Source organism: Microbacterium sp. NPDC078814, assembly GCF_040702645.1.
In the GTDB taxonomy this organism is placed as follows: domain Bacteria; phylum Actinomycetota; class Actinomycetes; order Actinomycetales; family Microbacteriaceae; genus Microbacterium.
Window position 1 is genome coordinate 304,441 of record NZ_JBFBLT010000003.1, and the last position, 20,285, is coordinate 324,725.

Here is a 20,285-nt window from a genome sequence, read left to right on the forward strand (position 1 = left end):
CCGGTCAGAGCAACTCGGACACGAGGGTTTCGATGCGACCGCGGATGTCGTCGCGGATCGGCCGGACGGCGTCGATCCCCTGGCCGGCGGGGTCGTCGAGCACCCAGTCCTCGTAGCGCGTGCCGGGGAAGAACGGGCAGGCGTCGCCGCAGCCCATCGTGATCACGACGTCCGACGCCTGCACGGCCTCGGTCGTGAGCACCTTCGGCTGCTCGGCCGTGATGTCGATGCCGAGCTCCCCCATCGCCGCCACCGCGACGGGGTTGATCTCGGCAGCAGGCATCGACCCGGCGGAGCGCACCTCGATGCGGTCGCCGGCGAGGTGCCGGAGGAAGCCGGCGGCCATCTGCGAGCGCCCCGCGTTGTGGACGCAGACGAAGAGGACGGAGGGCCGGTGTGGTGCGTTCACCGGCCCAGCGTATCCCGTTCGAATCGCCTGATTGGCTGCATCTCCGGCCGAAATGGGACCAATCGGGCGATTCGAAGGCCCTCAGGCCAGGCCGAGGCTCGCCAGCTCCGCGGGGTCGAGCATCCGCGACCGGATGAGGAACCGCATCCCCGTCGGACCTTCGACGCTGAACCCGGCGCCGCGTCCCGGCACGACATCGATCGTCAGGTGCGTGAACTTCCAGTACTCGAACTGCGAGGCCGACATGAAGACCTCGACCGGATCGTCGAGCCCGACGTCGAGGGCGCCGAGGAGCACGTCGCCGGGGCCGGTGAGGAACATCCCCACCGGGTAGCACATGGGCGCGGAGCCGTCGCAGCAGCCGCCGGACTGGTGGAACATGAGCGGCCCGTGCTGCGCGGTGAGCTCGCGGACGAGCGCGGCGGCGGGGGCGGTCACCGCGACGCGGGTGGGCAGGGCGGCGTCGGCCATGGGGACTCCTTCCGGGATGCCGGGTGTCGGACCGGGCGGCGAGCGCCGTCCGACACCCGGGCGGGGGGGATCAGAAGAAGCCCATCGGACCGTCCGCGTACGAGACGAGGAGGTTCTTCGTCTGCTGGTAGTGGTCGAGCATCATCTTGTGGTTCTCGCGGCCGACGCCCGACTGCTTGTACCCGCCGAACGCGGCATGGGCCGGGTACTGGTGGTAGGTGTTCGTCCACACACGGCCCGCCTCGATCGCCCGGCCTGCGCGGTACGCCGTGTCCCCGCTGCGACTCCACACCCCGGCGCCCAGGCCGTACAGGGTGTCGTTCGCGATCGAGATCGCGTCGTCGAAGTCGTCGAAGCTCGTGACCGAGAGCACCGGACCGAAGATCTCCTCCTGGAAGATCCGCATGTCGTTCGTCCCCTCGAACACGGTCGGCTGCACGTAGTAGCCCTCGCTGAGATCGCCGCCGAGGTCGGCGCGCTCGCCTCCCGTGAGCAGCCGGGCCCCGCCCTGCTTCCCGATGTCGATGTAGCTGAGGATCTTCTCCAGCTGATCGTTCGAGGCCTGCGCGCCGATCATGGTCGCGGGGTCGAGCGGATTGCCCTGCACGACCTTCTTCACACGCTCGAGGCCGTCGGCGAGGAACCCGTCGTAGATGGAGCGCTGGATGAGGGCGCGTGACGGGCAGGTGCAGACCTCGCCCTGGTTGAGCGCGAACATCGTGAAGCCCTCGAGCGCCTTGTCGTAGAACGGGTCGCTCGTGGATCGGGCCACGTCCTCGAAGAACACGTTCGGGCTCTTGCCCCCGAGTTCCAGGGTGACGGGGATGAGGTTCTGCGAGGCGTACTGCATGATGAGGCGCCCGGTCGTGGTCTCCCCGGTGAAGGCGACCTTGCGGATGCGCTTGTGCTGGGCGAGCGGGGCGCCGGCCTCGATGCCGAAACCGTTCACGATGTTGACGACTCCGGCCGGCAGCAGGTCGCCGATGATGTCGAACAGGAACAGGATCGATGCGGGAGTCTGCTCCGCGGGCTTGATGACGATGCAGTTGCCCGCGGCGAGCGCCGGCGCCAGCTTCCACACGGCCATGAGGATCGGGAAGTTCCAGGGGATGATCTGCCCGACGACGCCGAGCGGTTCGTGGAAGTGGTACGCGACGGTGTTCTCGTCGAGCTGGCTGATGCCGCCCTCCTGCGCGCGGAGCACCCCGGCGAAGTAGCGGAAGTGGTCGATCGCGAGCGGGATGTCGGCGGCGAGCGTCTCCCGCACGGGCTTGCCGTTCTCCCAGGTCTCGGCGACCGCGATCTCCTCCAGGTGCTGCTCCATCCGGTCGGCGATGCGGTTCAGGATCACGGAGCGCTCCGCGGGGCTGGTCTTGCCCCAGGCGGTGAAGGCCTTCCAGGCGACGTCGACGGCGCGGTCGATGTCCTCCACGGTGCCGCGGCCGACCTCGGTGAAGGGCTTGCCGTTGACGGGACTGATGTTCTCGAAGTACTGGCCCTTGGCGGGTTCGACGAACTCGCCGCCGATGTAGTGGCCGTAGCGGGGCCGATAGTTCGCGACTGCTCCGGGCTGCCCGGGGGCCGCGTAGGCGAGGGACACGTCTTCTTCGACGATGGTCATGGGGTCTCCTTCGACGGGGGCGCCGCGGCGTCGATGCCGCGGTGTTCCCTCGACGCTAGGCCGCTCCCCGTTGCACTCCCGGTGCGCAACGTTGCAGCCGGTTGCACCCCGTTCGAATCGCGCACTGTGCTGCATCCGCGGCCGGAATGGGACCAATCGGGCGATTCGAATCAGGTGAGGCGCTCGATCCGGGTCACGAGACCGGCACGACGCGGCGAGCGCGCCGGCAGCATCTCCAACGCGAGCCGCAGCACCTCCGCGTCCTCGCTGCCCTCGGGGGTGTCCGCGTAGGCGAGCAGCACGTCGAGACTCGCCCCCGACAGCATCACCTCCCGCAGGGCCGCCCGGACCGAGTCACGGAACTCCTCCACGCCGGGTGAGGCCGACTCCGGCAGCACCGGCCCCCGATACGCCGTCAGAGCGACCCGGTGCGCCCCGCGATCCAGGAGGGACAGCACGTCGTGGGCGTCGGTCTCCAGCGGCACCGGAAGACGATACGGGCGGGACTCCGGCACGAGGTCCGGAGCCGCCCGCTCCAGGACCTTCCGCAGACGCACCATCTCCGGCCGCAAGGTGTCCGGCGAGACGCCAGGGCCGTAGACGAGCTCGGCGAGCCGGTCGGCGGAGAGCCCCTGACGGTGCACGGCCAGCATCAGGAGGATGGCGGCGTGCCGGGCGCTGAGCTCGGTGACCGCCTCCTCGTGCGCCGACACGGTCTCCAGCCGGGCGCGGTCGCGTCCGAGCACGTGCAGTCGCGCGCGGGCGAGGGGTTCCGGCGGCGTCCTGCCGGGCAGTCGTCGAGCCGGAGGCTCCGCCCGTCGCTGCAGCCGGGCCACGAGGAGCTCGGACTCGACCGCTCGCGCCGTCGCGTCGACGAGCAGTCGCGCCTGCGGGGTCACCACCTCCGGCCCCCCGGTGATGTCGATCACGCCCAGGACCCGCTGCGTCTCCGGGTCGCGCACGGGCGCCGCGGTGCATGACCACGGGTGCACCAGCCGGTTGTAGTGCTCGGCCCCGCGGATCTGCACCGACCGTTCCAGGGCGAGCGCGGTGCCGGGAGCGCTCGTGCCCACGGCGTCCTCCGCCCAGTTCGCGCCGGCGACGAACCCCATGCCCTCGGTGAGGGACCGCAGCTGCGCGTCCCCCTCGATCCACAGCAGGCGCCCGGCCTGGTCCCCCACGGCGATCACGACCCCCGAGTCCTCGGAGTCGCCGGGAAGCAGCAGCGCGCGGATCATCTCCATCGCCGAGGCGAGCGGATGAGCCAGACGATAGGCGTCGAGCTCGTCCTCATGCAGATCGAGCGGCGGCAGCCCCTCCGGACCGACGCGGCGGCGCCACGACCGCTCCCACGACTCGCGCACGAGCGGACGCACCTCGCGGAGGCGGTGATCGTCGAGGTTCCCGGCGATGAGCTCCTCGTGCGCGCGCTCGACGAGGAGGCGAGACGCCGTCGGCGACGCCTCCCGCGGATCGTGCCACGTCGCAGACACGCGTTCTCCGTTCCTGGAGCCGGGAGCGTGCCCTCAGTGTACGAGCAGGATCGACCGGGCGGAACAGCAGCCGCGGCGGCGGTCAGGGCAGCAGCCCGGCCACGAGATCGTCGATCACGTCGTCGGTCGAGGTCTCCGGGTCGATCGGGGTGGTGAGCCGGTCGAGCAGCAGACCGTCGATCGCGTAGTGGAACAGGGCGATCTCCCGCCGGCCCCCGGGGAGACCCGCCCGGGTGTTGAAGGCGACGTCCGCATCGAAGCCGGCCCGTTGCCAGGCGCCGAGCACGGCGGCGAGCTCGGGACGGCGCGCACTCTCGAGCCGCAGTTCGAAGAGGGCGAGGGTCACGTCGCGATCAGCGGTGAGGCGGCGCACGATGTCCCGGATGTAGTCGGCGAAGAGCTCCCGGCTCGGCGTGATCTCGGCCCTCCGCTCCAGGTCCTCGGGCGTCGGAGCCAGGCGTTCCCCGATGCGGTCGACGAGGCCCTCGATCAGCGCCTCCCTGCTGCGGAAGTAGTTCGACGTCGTCCCCGCGGGGACGTCCGCCTCGGCGTCGACCGCGCGGTGCGTGAGCCCCCGGGATCCCTCGCGGGCGAGCACCGCCAGCCCGGCATCCGCGATCTGCCGTCGTCGCGGCTCGTTCCTCGCCATGCCGCCACCCTAGCGCAATCACTACGACTGTTGTACTCTCAACCGCAACAGATGTAGTGATTGGAGAACCATGCGAGAGCTCGTGTACTACGCCGCGGTGACCCTGGACGGTTTCATCGCCGGGCCGGGCGGGGAGTTCGACGCCTTCCTCGTCGAGGGCGACCACATGGACGGCATCAACGCCCGCTTCGCCGACACCCTGCCGACCGTGGCCGCCGAAGCCCTCGGCATCCCGCAGCGCAACGACGTGTTCGACACCGTGTTGATGGGCAGGAACACGTACGAGGTGGGCGGGCTCGCAAGCCCGTACCGGCATCTGCGGCAGATCGTCTTCAGCCGCACCCGCACCGCCGAGGCCGAGAACCTCGAGGTGACGGCGGAGGACCCGGTGCAGGTCGTGCGGCGGCTCAAGCGTGCCGAGGGCGGCGCGATCTGGCTGTGCGGCGGCGGGGCTCTCGCGGCGACGCTCGCCGACGAGATCGACCGGCTCATCCTGAAACGGCAGCCGCTGCTCTTCGGATCCGGCATCCCGCTCTTCGGCGACCGCCCCTACCGTCCCGAACGGTTCGAGGCCGTGGAGACGACCCCGTATGAATCGGGCGTCGTGGTGACGGAGTACGTGCGATGGCGCGGCGAGTGATCCCGTCGTCATCGGGTGCATAGCCGGTCGACGCCCGGTTGGCAATACCGTTCTCGGATCCGTTCCCGGTTCCTATCGTGGTCCCATCACGAGTCAGGAGGCGCCATGAACGTCCACACCCCCACCAGCACTGGCTCCTCGCAGCGCGCCGACGCGGCCCACCCCGCCGCGATCGAGCCGGCCTGCGAGCGGATCGACTTCGACCGGTACGTCGTCGCACACGACGCCCCTGTCGGGTACATCGAGGTCGTGCCGCCGCTCTATGTCTGCTACCTCGGACACCCGTATCCTCGGGCTGTGGAGATCGCTCAGGTGTACGACTACGACCATGCCGTCAGCATCGTCAGTGCCATGGCCGCGGGTTCGCGCGACCACGCCCTCGCCGGATGAGCCGCGAGGTCTGGCCCGGGTCCGCCTACCCGCTGGGGGCCACCTTCGACGGGCAGGGCACCAACTTCGCCCTCTTCAGCGAGGGCGCGGAGCGCGTGGAGCTCTGCCTCTTCGACGCGGACGGCACGGAGACGCGCGTGCCCCTCACGGAGGTGGACGCCTTCGTCTGGCACGGCTACCTGCCCACGGTTCAGCCGGGACAGCGCTACGGCTACCGGGTGCACGGCACCTACGACCCGGCCCAGGGGCAGCGGTTCAACCCGAACAAGCTGCTCCTCGACCCGTACGCCAAAGCCGTCGCCGGCGAGATCGACTGGGGTCAGTCCCTGTTCGGCTACGACTTCGGCGACCCTGACTCCCGCAACGACGACGATTCCGCGGGCGCGATGGCGAAGGGCGTCGTCGTCAGCCCGTTCTTCGAGTGGGGCGGCGACCGGCCGCTGAAGACGCCGTACGCCGAGACCGTCATCTACGAGGCCCATGTGAAGGGGCTCACCCAGCGGCATCCCGAGGTGCCGGAGGAGTTGCGGGGGACCTACGCCGGCATCGCGCATCCGGCGGTCGTCGAGCACCTCCAGCGTCTCGGCGTCACCGCCCTGGAGCTGATGCCCGTGCACCAGTTCGTCAACGACTCGGTGCTGCAGGACAAGGGCCTGTCGAACTACTGGGGCTACAACACCCTCGGCTTCTTCGCCCCGCACAACGCCTATGCCGCCGGCGGCCAGGACGGTCAGCAGGTGCAGGAGTTCCGTGCCATGGTGCGCGCGCTCCACGAGGCCGGCATCGAGGTCATCCTCGACGTGGTCTACAACCACACGGCGGAGGGCAACCACCTCGGTCCGACGCTCTCGATGCGCGGGATCGACAACGAGGCGTACTACCGGCTCGAAGAGGACAAGCGGTACTACACGGACTACACCGGCACGGGCAACAGCCTGAACGCGGGCAACCCGCACGCCCTGCAACTGCTCATGGACTCGCTGCGGTACTGGGTGACCGAGATGCACGTCGACGGCTTCCGCTTCGACCTCGCGGCGACCCTCGCCCGCGAGTTCTACGACGTCGACCGCCTCGCGGCCTTCTTCGAGCTCGTGCAGCAGGATCCGATCGTCTCCCAGGTGAAGCTCATCGCCGAGCCGTGGGACATCGGACCCGGCGGCTATCAGGTGGGCAACTTCCCGCCGCAGTGGACGGAGTGGAACGGCAAGTACCGCGACACCGTGCGCGACTTCTGGCGCGGGGAGCCGCAGGCCCTCGGCGAGTTCGCCTCGCGCCTCACCGGCTCCGCCGACCTGTACGAGCACTCCGGCCGACGACCCGTCGCCTCCATCAACTTCGTGACCGCGCACGACGGCTTCACGCTGCGCGACCTCGTCTCCTACAACGAGAAGCACAACGAGGACAACGGCGAGGACAACAACGACGGCGAATCCCACAACCGCTCCGACAACATGGGCGCGGAGGGACCGACCGACGACATCGACATCAACCGGCGGCGCGCGCGTCAGCAGCGGAACTTCCTCGCGACGCTGCTGCTCTCGCAGGGCGTGCCGATGATCTCCCACGGCGACGAGCTCGGCCGCACGCAGCACGGCAACAACAACGGCTACGCGCAGGACAACGAGCTCACCTGGATCGACTGGGAGGCGGCCGACCTGCCGCTCGTGGAGTTCACGGCGGCGGTCGCACGGCTCCGCCACGACCATCCGACCTTCCGCCGCAGCCGCTTCTTCGACGGACGCCCGGTCACGGACGAGGACGGCGAGCGCATCCCCGACGTCGTGTGGCTGCGACCGGACGGCGCCCGCATGACCCCGGAGGACTGGGACTCCGGCTTCGGCCGCTCTGTCGGCATGTTCCTCAACGGCCGCGGGATCCGCGAGAACGACCGGCGAGGGCGACCCGTGGAGGACGTGAACTTCCTCGTCTACTTCAACAGCGGCGACGAGCCCGTCGACCTCGCCCTGCCGGACGATCGCCACGGTGCGGAATGGCTCGTCGCCGTGGACACCGCCGGCGAGCTGGGCGACGGGAACCTCCGCGCCCGCGACACCGTGCCGCTCGAGGGCAAGGCCATGCTCGTGCTGCAGGAGATCGACGGCGAGCCGGTCGACACCGACGACTCCGTCGACGCCTCGCTCCGCGCGCAGAGCGAGCAGGCCGCCTCATGACCGACAGGCCGCTGTCGACCTATCGCCTCCAGATCAGCGGCAGCTTCCCCCTCGAAGCGGCGGCCGATGTGGTCGGCTACCTCGCCGAGCTCGGCGCGTCCTGGGCGTATCTGTCGCCGCTGCTGGCGGCGACGCCGGGTTCGAACCACGGCTACGACGTGGTCGACCATGCGCGCATCGATCCGGACCGAGGGGGCGAGGACGGTCTCGTCCGGTTCGCCTCGGCGGCGCGCACGGCCGGCCTCGGCATCCTCGCCGACATCGTCCCCAACCATGTGGGCGTCGCGGTGCCGCGGCAGAACCCGTGGTGGTGGGAGGTGCTGCGACTCGGCCGGAAGACCCGTCATGCCGCCGCCTTCGACATCGACTGGGACGCCGGCGGCGGACGGCTCCTGCTCCCGCTGCTGGGCGCGAGCCCGGAGGAGGTCGTCGCGAACGGCGAGCTCGACGTCGACACCACCCCGGCCGCCGATGCGCCGGACGGGGTGCTGCGCTACTTCGAGCACGAGCTGCCGCTCGCCCCCGGCACCGCGGCGCTGGCCGACGACCTCCCGGCACTCCTGGCGGCCCAGAACTACGAGCTGCGATTCTGGGAGGACCAGAACACCGATCTCACGTATCGCCGATTCTTCGCGGTCTCCGAACTCGCCGGCATCCGGGTGGAGCGTCCCGACGTCTTCGCGGAGTCGCATCGGGAGATCCTCCGCTGGCTCCGGACCGGACTCGCGGACGGGCTGCGGGTGGATCATCCGGACGGCCTCGTCGACCCCGGTGCGTATCTGGAGCAGCTCGCCGACGCGACCGGGCGCGCGTACACGCTCGTGGAGAAGATCCTGGAGCCCGGCGAGGCCCTCCCGGCCTGGTGGCGCACCGACGGCACGACCGGCTACGACGCGCTGGCCGAGCTCGACCGCCTGTTCGTCGACGCGGAGGGTGTCGCGGCGCTGGACCGGCTGGACGCCCGGCTCCGCGCGGAGACCGGCCTCCCGGACGCGCTCCCCTGGCACGACCTCATCCACGACACGAAGCGGATGATCGCCGACACGCTCCTGGCCGCGGAGGTGCGCCGCCTGGTCCGCACGCTCCCCCACGGGATCGTGCACGCCGACGACGCCCTCGCCGAGCTCCTCGCCTGCTTCCCCGTGTACCGCTCCTATCTCCCCGAAGGTCGCGAGCACCTGTGCGCCGCCTTCGCGGAGGCCCGGCGTCGACGCCCCGACCTCTCCGCCGCCTTCGCGGCGCTCGAACCGCTCCTGGTCGACCCCTCGCTCGAGGTCGCGCAGCGGTTCCCGCAGGTGAGCGGCGCCGTGATGGCGAAGGGCGTGGAGGACACCGCGTTCTACCGGTTCACCCGCCTCGGGACGCTGACCGAGGTCGGCGCCGATCCGTCGATCCCCGCCCTGTCGGTCGAGGAGTTCCACGACGCGCAGCGGGCACGACTGGCCGCCTGGCCGCACTCGATGACGACGCTCTCCACGCACGACACGAAGCGCTCGGAGGACGTGCGGGCACGCCTGTCCGTGCTCTCGGAGATCCCGGAGCGGTGGGGCGAGGTGCTGGCGGAGCTGCGCGCCGTCGCGACCACCGGACACGGTCCCCTCGACGCGCTGATCTGGCAGGCCGCCGTCGGAGCCTGGCCGCTGCCCTCCGACCGGCTCCTCGCCTATGCCACCAAGGCCGCGCGCGAGGCCGCCGAGCGGACCACCTGGCAGCATCCGGACGCGGCCTTCGAGGAGGGTCTGGCCGCGATCGCGCGATCCGTGGAGGGCGACGCCGCGCCGATCCTCGACCGGTTCGTGGCGGAGATCGTCGATGCGGGCCGTTCGAACTCCCTCTCCGCCAAGCTGTTGCAGCTCACCGGTCCCGGCGTGCCCGACGTCTACCAGGGCACCGAGCTGTGGGACCTCTCGCTCGTCGATCCCGACAACCGTCGACCCGTGGACTTCGCTCTGCGCGCCCGGATGCTGCGGGAGCTCGACGCGGACCACGCCCGCGGTGTGCTCCCGCCCATCGACGACTCCGGTGCCGCAAAGCTGCTGGTGACCTCGCGGGCCCTGCGACTGCGGCGGGACAACCCGGAGCTGTTCCGCTTCTACCGGCCGGCCGTCGTCGAGGGCGCGGCCGCCGACCACGCCGTCGCCGTGCACCGCGGCGGCGCGACCGCCGTGGCCACGCGGCTGCCGGTGACGCTGGCGCGCCGCGGCGGCTGGGGCGACACCGTCCTGATGCGCCCGGAGCTGCCGGGGACGGATCTCCTCACCGGTCGGCGGATCCCGCCCGGACCGGTGCGGCTGGCGGAACTGCTCGACACGTATCCGGTCGCGCTGATCGAGCTGGCCCGATGATCTCGGTGTGGGCGCCGCGGGCGAGGCGTGTGCGGGTGCGACGCCTCGACGCCGCGGGCGCGACCGTGGAGGAGCGGGAACTCACGGCGACCACTGAGGGGCACTGGACCGCCGACCTCGTCCTCGCGGACGGCGAGCGCTACGGGTTCCTGCTCGACGACGGCGACGACCTGCGCCCGGACCCGCGCTCGCGGCGGCAACCGGACGGCGTGCACGGCGCCTCGGCGGCGTTCGACCCCGCGGCCTTCGCCTGGACCGACGCCTCCTGGACCGGACGGCAGCTCGCGGGCGGGCTGATCTACGAGCTGCACCTCGGCACCTTCACGCCGGAGGGCACGCTCGACGCGGCGATCGGCCGCCTGGCGCATCTCGTGGACCTCGGCGTCACCCATGTCGAGCTGCTGCCCGTCAACGCCTTCAACGGCGCCTGGAACTGGGGATACGACGGCGTGCTCTGGTATGCGGTGCAGGAGGAGTACGGCGGTCCCGCGGCGTACCAGCGGTTCGTCGACGCCGCCCACGCGCACGGGCTCGCCGTCGTGCAGGACGTGGTCTACAACCACCTCGGTCCGAGCGGGAACTACCTCCCCCTCTTCGGTCCGTACCTGCGCGAGGGCGAGAGCAACACGTGGGGCGACTCGGTGAACCTCGACGAGGACGCGGTGCGGGAGTACATCCTCGACAACGCCCTGATGTGGCTGCGCGACTTCCACGTCGACGGGCTCCGCCTCGACGCCGTGCACGCACTCCACGACCGGCGGCCCGTGCACCTGCTGCGGGAGCTCTCCGAACGGGTGGACGCCCTCTCCGCGCAGCAGAATCGGCCGCTGACCCTCATCGCCGAGTCCGACCTCAACGACCCGACGCTCATCCTGCCGCGGGAAGCCGGGGGCTACGGACTCACGGCGCAGTGGTCGGACGACTGGCATCATGCCGTGCACGTCGCGCTCACCGGGGAGACCGCCGGGTACTACGCCGACTTCGCCGCGGCCGAGGCGGTGGCCAAGGTGACAGAGGGCGGGTTCTTCCACGACGGCACCTTCTCGTCCTTCCGCGACCGTCCGCACGGGTCGCCGATCCCGGCCGAGGTGCCGAGCTGGCGGCTGGTGACCTTCGCGCAAGATCACGACCAGATCGGGAACCGCGCGGCCGGGGACCGGCTCTCCGCCACCCTGTCCCCCGATCGGCTCGCGGTGGCCGCCGTCCTCACGCTGACGGCCCCGGGCACCCCGATGCTCTTCATGGGCGAGGAGTGGGGCGCGACGACACCGTGGCAGTTCTTCACCGCCCACCCCGAGCCCGAACTCGGCCGCGCGGTCGCCGAGGGTCGCACGGCGGAGTTCGCCCGCATGGGCTGGGATCCGGATGCGGTGCCCGACCCGCAGGATCCCGACACCTTCCATCGCTCGCACCTCGACTGGGCGGAGGCCGAGGCGCCGGTGCACGCCCGGCTCCTGGCGCTGTACCGCGACCTCGCCCGACTGCGGCGAGCGCGACCGGAGCTCACCGACCCGGACTCCGCGCACACGACGGTCGAGGTCCGGGAGACGGACGGCCGCCCCGAGCACCGCGTCTACCGCATCGATCGCGGTGGAGTGTCGGTGCTCGTGAACCTCTCCCCCACCCCCGCAACGTTTGCGGTGCCCTCGACGGCCGAACTCCTCCTCACAACCGCCCCCGCGTCGAGCACCCCCACGCTCCTGACTCTCCCCCCGGACGCCGCCGCCATCATCAACTGAGGTCGACCCACCCCTCTGCGGTCGGCCCGGCCCTCTGCGTGCGTCCGCAAGGGGCCGGGGTGCGCGGAAGGGGGTGGGTCGGCAGAAGTCAGCCGCGCGAAGCCCACCACTCGCGGAGACGCTGCTCCGCGACGTCCTCACCCAGCACGCCCTCGTCGAGGCGCAGATCGAGGAGGAACCTGTACGCCTCGCCGACCTCCCGGCCCGGCGAGATGCCGAGGACCTCCTGGATGCGGTTGCCGTCGAGCTCCGGACGGATCGCGTCGAGCTCCTCCTGCTCGCGAAGAGCCGCGATCCGGGACTCGATGTCGTCGTAGGCGGCGGCGAGCCGAGCGGCCTTGCGCTTGTTCCGCGTGGTGACGTCGGCGCGCGTGAGGATGTGCAGCCGCTCCAGCAGGTCCCCGGCATCGCGGACGTAGCGGCGCACGGCGGCATCCGTCCACGCCCCCTCCGCATAGCCGAAGAACCGCAGATGCAGCTCGATCAGGGTCGCGACGGCGTCCGTGGTCGCCGAGTCGAAGCGCAGGGCCTGCAGCCGCTTGCGGGCCATCCGGGCGCCGACGACGTCGTGGTGGTGGAACGTGACCGCGCCACCCGGCTCGAGCTTGCGCGTGCGGGGCTTGCCGATGTCGTGGAGCAGAGCCGCGATCCGCAGCGGCACGTCCGGAGCGGCCCCGGGGTTCCTGGCGTGCTCGAGCGCGATGGCCTGACGGAGCACCGTGAGCGAGTGCTCGTAGACGTCCTTGTGGTGGTGGTGCTCGTCGACCTCGAGCTTGAGGGCGCTGACCTCGGGGAGGAACTCCTCGATGAGTCCGGTCTCCACCAGCACCCGGATGCCGCGGACGGGGTCGTCGGTCTGCATGAGGCGCACGAGCTCGGACTGCACGCGCTCCGGGCTCACGATCGTCAGGGTCTCGCGGAGCTCGGTGATCGCCCGCTCCGTGTCCTCCGCCACCGTGAAGCCGAGCTGCGCGCTGAACCGGGCGGCGCGCAGCATCCGGAGCGGGTCGTCGCCGAACGACACCCGGGGATCCGCGGGTGTCCGCAGCACGCCCGCCACGAGGTCCTCGACCCCGCCGGTCGGGTCGACGAGCTTCACCGCGGGCACCTGGAGGGCCATCGCGTTGACCGTGAAGTCGCGGCGGACGAGGTCGCCGTCGATCGAGTCGCCGAACTCCACGGTGGGCTTGCGCGTCACGCCGTCGTAGCTGTCGGCGCGATAGGTGGTGATCTCGACCTGCTCGCCCCGCACCCGGGCGCCGATGGTCCCGAAGGCCCGGCCGATGTCCCAGTGCGCGGAGGCGACCGGCTTCACGATCGCGAGGATCTCGTCCGGCGAGGCGCTCGTCGTGAAGTCGAGGTCGTGCGTCTCACGGCCGAGCAGCGCATCGCGCACCGGACCGCCGACGACGGCGAGCTCGAAACCGGCTTCGTCGAAGGCCTCCGCGAGGGTGCGGACGACGGGATTCTCGGCGAGCGCGCCGAGACGGGCGAGGCCGTCGGCCATGTTGAGCATGGGTTCCAGCGTACCGGCCCGCTTTCCACCCCTTCCGGACCGGGCACGACTTCGGAGCTTCCGGCCGACGCGCCGGCTCCGAGCCGGTACCCCCGGCGTGTCTCGGGCGATCTCCGAAGCTGTGCCCGCCCGCGCCGCGTTCACCTCCCCGTCGCCTCGATGTCAGACCGCGGTCATCCGGCTCCGCTGGGCTGGGGGCGCCCCGTGCGGCTGAGCACGGGCACCCACCCACGAAGGACTGACATGACCTCCCCCACCCCTGCGGTGCGGTGGCGGCGTCGCGGACTGACGTCCGTCGCGCTGCTCGCCGTGCTCGGCGGCGCCGTCGTCGCCCCCGCGGCCCTCGCCGCGCCCGATCCCGAGGTGCCCACCGGATCGCTCGTCACCGGCGACACCCCCTGGCACTACCTCGACGACGGCTCCGACCCGTCCCCTGCCCCGGCCGCACTGCGCGATTGGACCCTGCCGGCCTACGACGACAGCGCGTGGAAGACCGCACCGGGCTCGTTCGGCGCCAAGGGCGGGAAGCTCGCCCCCGTCGGCCCGCAGACGCCGAAGACGCTCCTCAACCACTACCTCGACGGCGCCGCGGCCCCGACCGTGCCCACCTACTTCTTCCGGACCACGTTCGAACTCGAAGCCGGCGTCGCCGAGCAGGTCGCCGCTCTGCAGAGCACCATCACCTACGACGACGCCATCATCGTCTGGATCAACGGCGAGGAGGTCGCCCGCTACGTCGACGGCCGCATCACCGACACCACCAACGTCGAGTACGCCGGCGACTCCAACGGCGACCCGCTGACCAGCACGTTCAGCGCCGAGGGCGACCTGCTCCGTGACGGCACGAACACGATCGCCGTGTCGCTGTTCCAGGACCGCGCGTCCAGCTCCGACATCTACTTCGACATGTCATCGCTCACCCTCGTGAAGGCTTCCGACCCCGGCACGCCCGTGGTCGCCCCGCCGACCCGTGTCATCCTCACCCCCACCGAGAAGCCCGAGGTGTCGCAGTCGTTCTCCTGGCTCGCCGGCGACGCCTCGCACACGGTCGGCCAGGTCGAGATCGGCCTCGCGACCGGTGGTGCCACCCGCACGGTCGACGCGTACGACGCCGGTGTCGTGAACGGCAACCCTAACAAGCACTTCTCGGCCACGGTCACCGACCTCACCCCCGCCACGGCGTACCGCTACCGGGTGGGTCTCCCCGGGAGCTGGAGCGACTGGTACGAGTTCCGCACCGCCGACCCGAAGGCGAACGACTTCCAGTTCATCTACTACGGCGACGCCCAGATCGGTCTCGACACCACATGGCCGAGCGTCGTGAAGCAGGCCGAGGCACACGCTCCTCGCTCGATCGGCTCCGTGCACGCCGGCGATCTCATCAACACCTCCAGCAACGAGAACGAGTGGCTGAACTGGTTCCAGGGCATGAAGGACTCGGCGGTCCGCACCAACGTCATGGCCGCCCCCGGCAACCACGAGTACTCGGGCGACAAGCTGCTCACGGCGTGGAAGGCCGCGTTCGAGTACCCGCACAACAACCCGTCGACGAGCTCGATCGGCGAGCTGGCGGACCTCGCGAAGGGCGACTCCGAGGTCGCGCAGCAGTACCGCGCGTTCTTCGACCACTGGAGCTCGTTCGCCGCCGAGACCGCGTACTACACCGACTACCAGGGCGTCCGTTTCATCACCCTGAACGCGACCCGGGACACGACCTTCCTCACCCCGGCCGGGCTCCCGTCCTGCACGGGAGCGGAGTGCCCGTCGTCCCAGATCGGCACCCTGTGGACGCGCTTCCAGGCCGCCTGGCTCGACCTGCTGCTGCAGAACAGCCCGTCGAAGTGGAACGTCGTCACGTTCCACCAGCCGGTCTTCTCGGCCTCGGCCGGTCGTGACGAGCCGGTGCTCCGCGCCGAGTGGCTGCCCGTCTTCCAGCGCAACGACATCGATCTCGTGCTCATGGGCCACGACCACACGTACGCCCGCGGCTACGTGAACACGGATGCGACCGAGACTCCGGGCCTCACCACCGGTCCGGTCTACGTCGTGTCGAACTCCGGCGCGAAGCACTACGACCTGGAGACCCCGGAGAAGAACGTCTGGACCAACAACGGCGCCACGCAGGTGCTGCGCGGTCAGGGCGTGACGACGTACCAGGTGATCGACGTCTCGAAGAACCAGCTCGTCTATCGGTCGTACCTCGCCGAGAAGCAGCCGGACGCCACGACCGACCTCCCCGTCGGCGCCGTCTACGACACGTTCACGGTGACCAAGTCGGATGCTGGTGAGAAGTGGGTCACCGAGGCCGGTGTCACCCCGCCGGTCACGGAGGAGCCGGAGCCGGAGAAGCCCGCGGCGGTCGAGCTGGGCGCGTCCTCGGTCCCGGCCGGCGGCACGCTCGCGGTGTCCGGAAGCGGCTTCGCGGCCGGCGCGGAGCTCGCCCTCGAGCTGCGGTCCGACCCGGTCGCGCTCGGTACGGTCACGGTCGCGGCCGACGGCACGTTCTCGCGCACCGTCACCATCCCCGCGGCCACCCCGGCGGGGACGCACACACTCGCCGTGATCCTCCCCGACGGCACCGAGGTGACGGCCTCCCTCACCGTGACCGCAGCGGCTGACGGCGACGGCGACGGCGGCGGCGCGATCGTCCCCGGTGAGAGCGACTCGGGCGGCGCGACCGACGGCGACCTCGCGACGACCGGTGCCGACAGCACGCCGTTCGTCATCGGCGCCATCGTGCTGCTCGCCGCCGGCCTCGGCCTGTTCGCGCTGCGTCGCCGTCGTGCGACCGCGGTCGTCGAGACGACGGACGCCGGGTAACCCGGTCGTCTGTCCCTCCGCGGGCGCCGCCGGTCCTCCGGCGGCGCCCGTGCCGTCTCCCCCGGCTCTCGCCTCGGACCATGCACCGGTCCCCTCCGGGTCTGGGATAACCTTCACGTGCCCGACCCGCGAAGGAGAACCCGTGCCCGCGAACGATGCCCTGGCCGATGACACCGATCGGATCGTCGCGGCGGCCCTGCAGGTGAACGGCCGCGCGTCCTGGGGCGAGATCGCCCGCGTGGTCGACCTCCCGGAGCGGACGGTCGCCCGCCGCGGGCAGCGTCTCCTGGACCGCGGGCTCGTGCGCGTCTCGACCTACGTCGACCCCGCGCGCGTGCTCCATGCGCGCGCCGTCCTGTTCCGGATCACGACCGAACCGCATGCGCTCTGGCACGTCGCCCGCACCCTCGCCCGTCGTGCCGACGCGTCGTCGGTGTCGGTCCTCGAGGGCAGCAGCGACATCGCCGGCATGCTCCTCCCCCACGACGACGCATCGATCCGCGAGCTGCTCTTCACCGACTTCCCCGAGGTGGAGGGCATCGCGTCGATCAACGTCACCACGGTGCTGAAGTTCTTCCGCTCCGGGCACGACTGGCGGGTGGGCGTGCTGTCCGACGAGCAGGTGCGCATGCTGGACGAGTCCTCGGGATCCGAGGTCGACCCGGCGGACGCCTTGAGCGAGGACGAGGAAGCGCTGATCCGGCTCCTGCTGAAGGACGGACGGATGCCCGTGGCACAGCTCGCCCGCGCGCTCGGACTGAACGTCACCACGACGCGTCGACGAATGGAGTCCCTCAACCGCCGCGGTCTCATGCACCCCCGCACGGAGATCGTCCCGAGCCTCTTCGGCCTCGGGCTGGAGGCACTCGTGTGGCTGCGGGTGCCGATGGATCGGCTGGAGAAGGTGGGATCCGCCCTCGCCGCCGCCCCCGAGGTGAAGTTCATCGTCGCGACGACCGGCACGTCGCAGCTCCTCATGAACGTGCTCGTGCGCGACGCGGACGAGTTCTATGACTTCCTCACCGGTCCCGCAGTGGCGGGCCACGACGGGCTGGAGGTCGTGGAGTCGCTCGTCGTCATCACGCCGGTGCTCCGTGGGTCGCTGATCGTGGACGAGGCGCCGGCGGCGCTGGCGCAGGACATGCCGACGGGAGCCATCCGCTTGTAGGCCGATTCTGTTACGGACGTGTAAAGAAATGGCGGGATCGTTCGCATTGTCTTGACCCAATGGCGAAATAGAGCGAGTATCCCTTCCAGGGCCTTCACCCCTGGAGAGGACGACCGTGTTCACGGCATCTGGAGACGACTGGGCGGACCGCGCGGCGGCGCTGTCGCTGCACACCCGCATGTTCATCGACGGCTCCTGGGAGGACGGGACCGCCGAGCCCCTCGCACCGATCAGCCCCCGGGACGGCCGGGCTCTGCCCCCGATCGCGGCCGCCTCCGCCGCCGACATCGACCGCGCGGTCCGCTCCGCCCGTGCCGCGTTCGACGCGGGCGTCTGGTCGCGCATCGCCCCCCGGGAGCGCGGCCAGCTGCTGATCGCCTTCGCGCAGAAGATCCACGACAACGCCGAAGAGCTCGCCCTCACCATCTCCCTCGAGATGGGCAAGCCCGTGCGCGAGGCGCTGCAGACCGAAATCCGCGCGGTCGTGAACTGCTTCCGCTGGTACGGCGAGGCCGCAGACAAGGTGCTCGACGAGCTCCCCGTCACCGCCCCGAACAGCCTCGCGCTCGTCACCCGCGAACCGGCCGGCGTCGTCGCCGCGGTCGTGCCGTGGAACTTCCCGCTCACGATGACGGCCTGGAAGCTCGCTCCCGCTCTCGCCGTCGGCAACAGCGTCGTCCTCAAGCCCGCCGAGCACACCACCTTCTCGGCCCTGCGCCTGGCCGAGCTCGCCCACGAGGCCGGGCTCCCTGCCGGCGTGCTGAACGTCACCCCCGGCGCCGGCCACGTCGCCGGCCGCGCACTCGGCGAGCACCCCGATGTCGACGTCGTCACGTTCACGGGCTCGCCCGAGGTCGGCCGCCGATTCCTCGGATACGCCGCGGCGTCGAACGGCAAGCGCGTGTGGCCGGAGCTCGGCGGCAAGACGGCGAGCCTCGTGCTCCCGGACGCCGATCTGGAGCGGGCGGTCCGGGCCACGGCCGACGGCTGCTTCTACAACCAGGGGCAGATGTGCACGGCCTCGTCCCGGCTGCTCGTCCCCCGCGCGCACTACGACAGGGCCCTGGAGATCGCCGCCGAGGTCGCCCGCACGAGCCTTCCCGCAGACCCGTTCGACGTGTCCACGTCGATGGGGGCGATCGTCAGCGAGAAGCAGCTCGCCGGGATCGCCGGGTTCGTCGAGCGCGCGGAGGCCGACGGCGCCGAGCTCGCGGCCGGCAGCACCGAACGGTTCTCCGCCGTCGACGGCGGCAGCTACTTCGCCCCGGTCGTGCTCGGCGTGACCCCCGCGCACGAGGTGGCGCAGCGCGAGGTCTTCGGCCCCGTGCTGTCGGTCATCGCGTACGACGACGTCGACGACGCCCTCGCCATCGCCAACGGCACCGAGTACGGCCTCGCCGCCGCGCTGTGGAGCACCGACCTCAACGCCGTGCACACCCTCTCCCGCCGGCTGCGGGCGGGTGTCGTCTGGGTCAACTGCTTCGAGGAGGGCGACATGACCATCCCCTTCGGCGGGGTCAAGGGCTCCGGCTTCGGGCGCGACAAGAGTCTGCACGCGATGGAGAAGTTCACCGACCTGAAGACCACGTGGATCGAGCTGTCGTGACCCGCCCGCTCATCGGCATCACCACCTGGCGCCGCGCCATCGACACCGACCTCGGCACGGGCCGCCCCGCGCACAGCCTCGGCACCGAGTACGCCACGCCGATCGAGGCCGCCGGCGGCGCCGTCGTGCTGCTGCCGCCGACCGCCGGTGTCGACGAGGTCCTCGATCGGCTCGACGGGCTGGTGCTCTCCGGCGGGGAGGATCTGCACCCCTCGCACTACGGCGCCGAGCCCCAGGACGGGAAGTCCTACGACTCGGCCCGCGACGGCTACGAGATCGCGCTCGCCCTCGGCGCCCGGGAACGCGGCCTGCCGGTGCTGGCGATCTGCCGCGGGCTCCAGGTCTGCACCGTCGCGTTCGGCGGCTCCCTCATCGTCGGCATCCCCGCCACGGCCGACCATCACCCGGTGCGAGGAGCAGACGAGCAGCTCTCCGCCCGGCACGCCGTCGCGTTCGCGGAGGACAGCAGGCTCGCCGCGCTCTACGGGACGACGACGAGGACCGTCAACACCATCCATCACCAGTCCGTCGACACCCCCGCCCCCGGGCTGCGCCCCGTCGCCTGGGCTCCTGACGGCATCGTCGAAGCCGTCGAGTCGGACGACGACTGGGCCTTCTGGGCGGTGCAGTGGCACCCCGAGAAGATGACAGCCCCCGAAGAGGCCGCCGAGGAGCGCCCGCTGTTCGCGGCGTTCGTCGCGGCCGCCCGTGAACGCGCAGCGGAACCGTCCGCTGGCCAGAAAGGAACACGATGACCAAGCAGGTCTTCCTCGAGTACGAGAACGGCGTCCGCGCCGTCGCCACCCTGTTCGAGGACCTCGCCCCTCGCACGTGCGAGGCGATGTGGGGCGCGCTGGAGAAGCCGGTCACGATGCAGGCGATGCACGCGATGTACGCCGGACCCGAGGTCATGGTCGGTCTTCCCGAGGAGGCCCAGAACTTCGACCCCGAGGCCGTGCCCGCGGAGAACCAGCAGGTCGTGCCCGCACCGGGTGACCTGCAGTGGTACTGGCAGCGCCCCATGCAGATGGGCGGACTGCCGTTCGAGTGGTACGAGATCGGAGTCTTCTACGATCGTGGTGCCCGTATTCTCGGCCCCCTCGGATGGACACCCGTCAACATCTGGGCCGGCATCACCGAAGGACTCGCGGAGTTCGCTCAGGAGAGCGCCGCGATCCGCATCGACGGAGCGAAGCAGCTCACCATCGGACGCCTGGTCTAGGCGTCCACCCCCCGTGCTGGACCCA

General features: G+C 71.0%; 16 protein-coding genes. 10 read left to right on the forward strand and 6 right to left on the reverse strand.

Annotated features, from left to right (window positions below):
• Positions 1-4 precede the first annotated feature (4 nt).
• From AB0300_RS07705 to AB0300_RS07725, 5 genes are all read right to left on the reverse strand, one after another.
• The gene (locus AB0300_RS07705; RefSeq protein ID WP_366215782.1) at positions 5-409 is read right to left on the reverse strand and encodes an arsenate reductase ArsC; all 405 of its coding nucleotides are present in this window, start codon (positions 407-409) and stop codon (positions 5-7) included.
• A gap of 81 nt (positions 410-490) precedes the next feature.
• Positions 491-880, reverse strand: coding sequence for a DUF779 domain-containing protein (locus AB0300_RS07710; protein ID WP_366215783.1), 390 nt, complete (start codon positions 878-880; stop codon positions 491-493).
• A gap of 70 nt (positions 881-950) precedes the next feature.
• Positions 951-2,501 carry an aldehyde dehydrogenase family protein gene (locus AB0300_RS07715; RefSeq protein ID WP_366215784.1) on the reverse strand — a complete coding sequence of 517 codons (1,551 nt, stop codon included), beginning with the start codon at positions 2,499-2,501 and terminating at the stop codon, positions 951-953.
• A 170-nt stretch (positions 2,502-2,671) separates the two neighbouring features.
• On the reverse strand, positions 2,672-3,994 hold the full coding sequence (locus AB0300_RS07720; RefSeq protein ID WP_338567015.1) for a GAF domain-containing protein: 1,323 nt from the start codon (positions 3,992-3,994) through the stop codon (positions 2,672-2,674).
• 82 nt (positions 3,995-4,076) lie between these two features.
• Entirely contained in the window at positions 4,077-4,643 is a 567-nt protein-coding gene (locus AB0300_RS07725) for a TetR/AcrR family transcriptional regulator (protein ID WP_085605279.1), read from the reverse strand.
• 70 nt (positions 4,644-4,713) lie between these two features.
• On the opposite strand from AB0300_RS07725, the gene AB0300_RS07730 reads away from it, so the two are divergent.
• The 5 genes from AB0300_RS07730 to treZ all read left to right on the forward strand — a co-directional run bounded on the left by AB0300_RS07730 (position 4,714) and on the right by treZ (position 11,928).
• Positions 4,714-5,283: a dihydrofolate reductase family protein gene (locus AB0300_RS07730; RefSeq protein ID WP_025102836.1), complete on the forward strand. Its 570-nt coding sequence runs from the start codon at positions 4,714-4,716 to the stop codon at positions 5,281-5,283.
• Between the two features lie 105 nt (positions 5,284-5,388).
• On the forward strand, positions 5,389-5,673 hold the full coding sequence (locus AB0300_RS07735) for a hypothetical protein (protein ID WP_025102837.1): 285 nt from the start codon (positions 5,389-5,391) through the stop codon (positions 5,671-5,673).
• Positions 5,670-7,844: a glycogen debranching protein GlgX gene (gene glgX / locus AB0300_RS07740; protein ID WP_366215785.1), complete on the forward strand. Its 2,175-nt coding sequence runs from the start codon at positions 5,670-5,672 to the stop codon at positions 7,842-7,844. Before AB0300_RS07735 ends, glgX begins: the two co-directional genes overlap by 4 nt.
• A complete protein-coding gene (gene treY, locus AB0300_RS07745) occupies positions 7,841-10,189 on the forward strand; it encodes a malto-oligosyltrehalose synthase (protein ID WP_338567018.1) in 2,349 nt (782 codons plus the stop codon). Before glgX ends, treY begins: the two co-directional genes overlap by 4 nt.
• Entirely contained in the window at positions 10,186-11,928 is a 1,743-nt protein-coding gene (gene treZ, locus AB0300_RS07750) for a malto-oligosyltrehalose trehalohydrolase (protein WP_025102840.1), read from the forward strand. Before treY ends, treZ begins: the two co-directional genes overlap by 4 nt.
• An 88-nt stretch (positions 11,929-12,016) precedes the next feature.
• On the opposite strand, the gene AB0300_RS07755 is transcribed toward treZ, so the two are convergent.
• Complete coding sequence (locus tag AB0300_RS07755) at positions 12,017-13,444, reverse strand: CCA tRNA nucleotidyltransferase (protein WP_366215786.1); 1,428 nt, start codon at positions 13,442-13,444, stop codon at positions 12,017-12,019.
• Positions 13,445-13,687: 243 nt separating this feature from the next.
• Here AB0300_RS07755 and AB0300_RS07760 point away from each other — a divergent pair, with 243 nt between their 5' ends.
• The 5 genes from AB0300_RS07760 to AB0300_RS07780 all read left to right on the forward strand — a co-directional run bounded on the left by AB0300_RS07760 (position 13,688) and on the right by AB0300_RS07780 (position 20,260).
• A complete protein-coding gene (locus AB0300_RS07760; protein ID WP_366215787.1) occupies positions 13,688-16,264 on the forward strand; it encodes a fibronectin type III domain-containing protein in 2,577 nt (858 codons plus the stop codon).
• 142 nt (positions 16,265-16,406) lie between these two features.
• Positions 16,407-17,432, forward strand: a complete 1,026-nt coding sequence (locus tag AB0300_RS07765; protein ID WP_366215788.1) for an Lrp/AsnC family transcriptional regulator — start codon at positions 16,407-16,409, stop codon at positions 17,430-17,432.
• 115 nt (positions 17,433-17,547) lie between these two features.
• Complete coding sequence (locus AB0300_RS07770) at positions 17,548-19,038, forward strand: aldehyde dehydrogenase family protein (protein WP_366215789.1); 1,491 nt, start codon at positions 17,548-17,550, stop codon at positions 19,036-19,038.
• Positions 19,035-19,793: a gamma-glutamyl-gamma-aminobutyrate hydrolase family protein gene (locus AB0300_RS07775; RefSeq protein ID WP_366215790.1), complete on the forward strand. Its 759-nt coding sequence runs from the start codon at positions 19,035-19,037 to the stop codon at positions 19,791-19,793. Before AB0300_RS07770 ends, AB0300_RS07775 begins: the two co-directional genes overlap by 4 nt.
• Complete coding sequence (locus AB0300_RS07780) at positions 19,790-20,260, forward strand: DUF3830 family protein (protein ID WP_025102846.1); 471 nt, start codon at positions 19,790-19,792, stop codon at positions 20,258-20,260. The genes AB0300_RS07775 and AB0300_RS07780 overlap by 4 nt, the downstream gene beginning before the upstream one ends.
• Positions 20,261-20,285 lie beyond the last annotated feature (25 nt).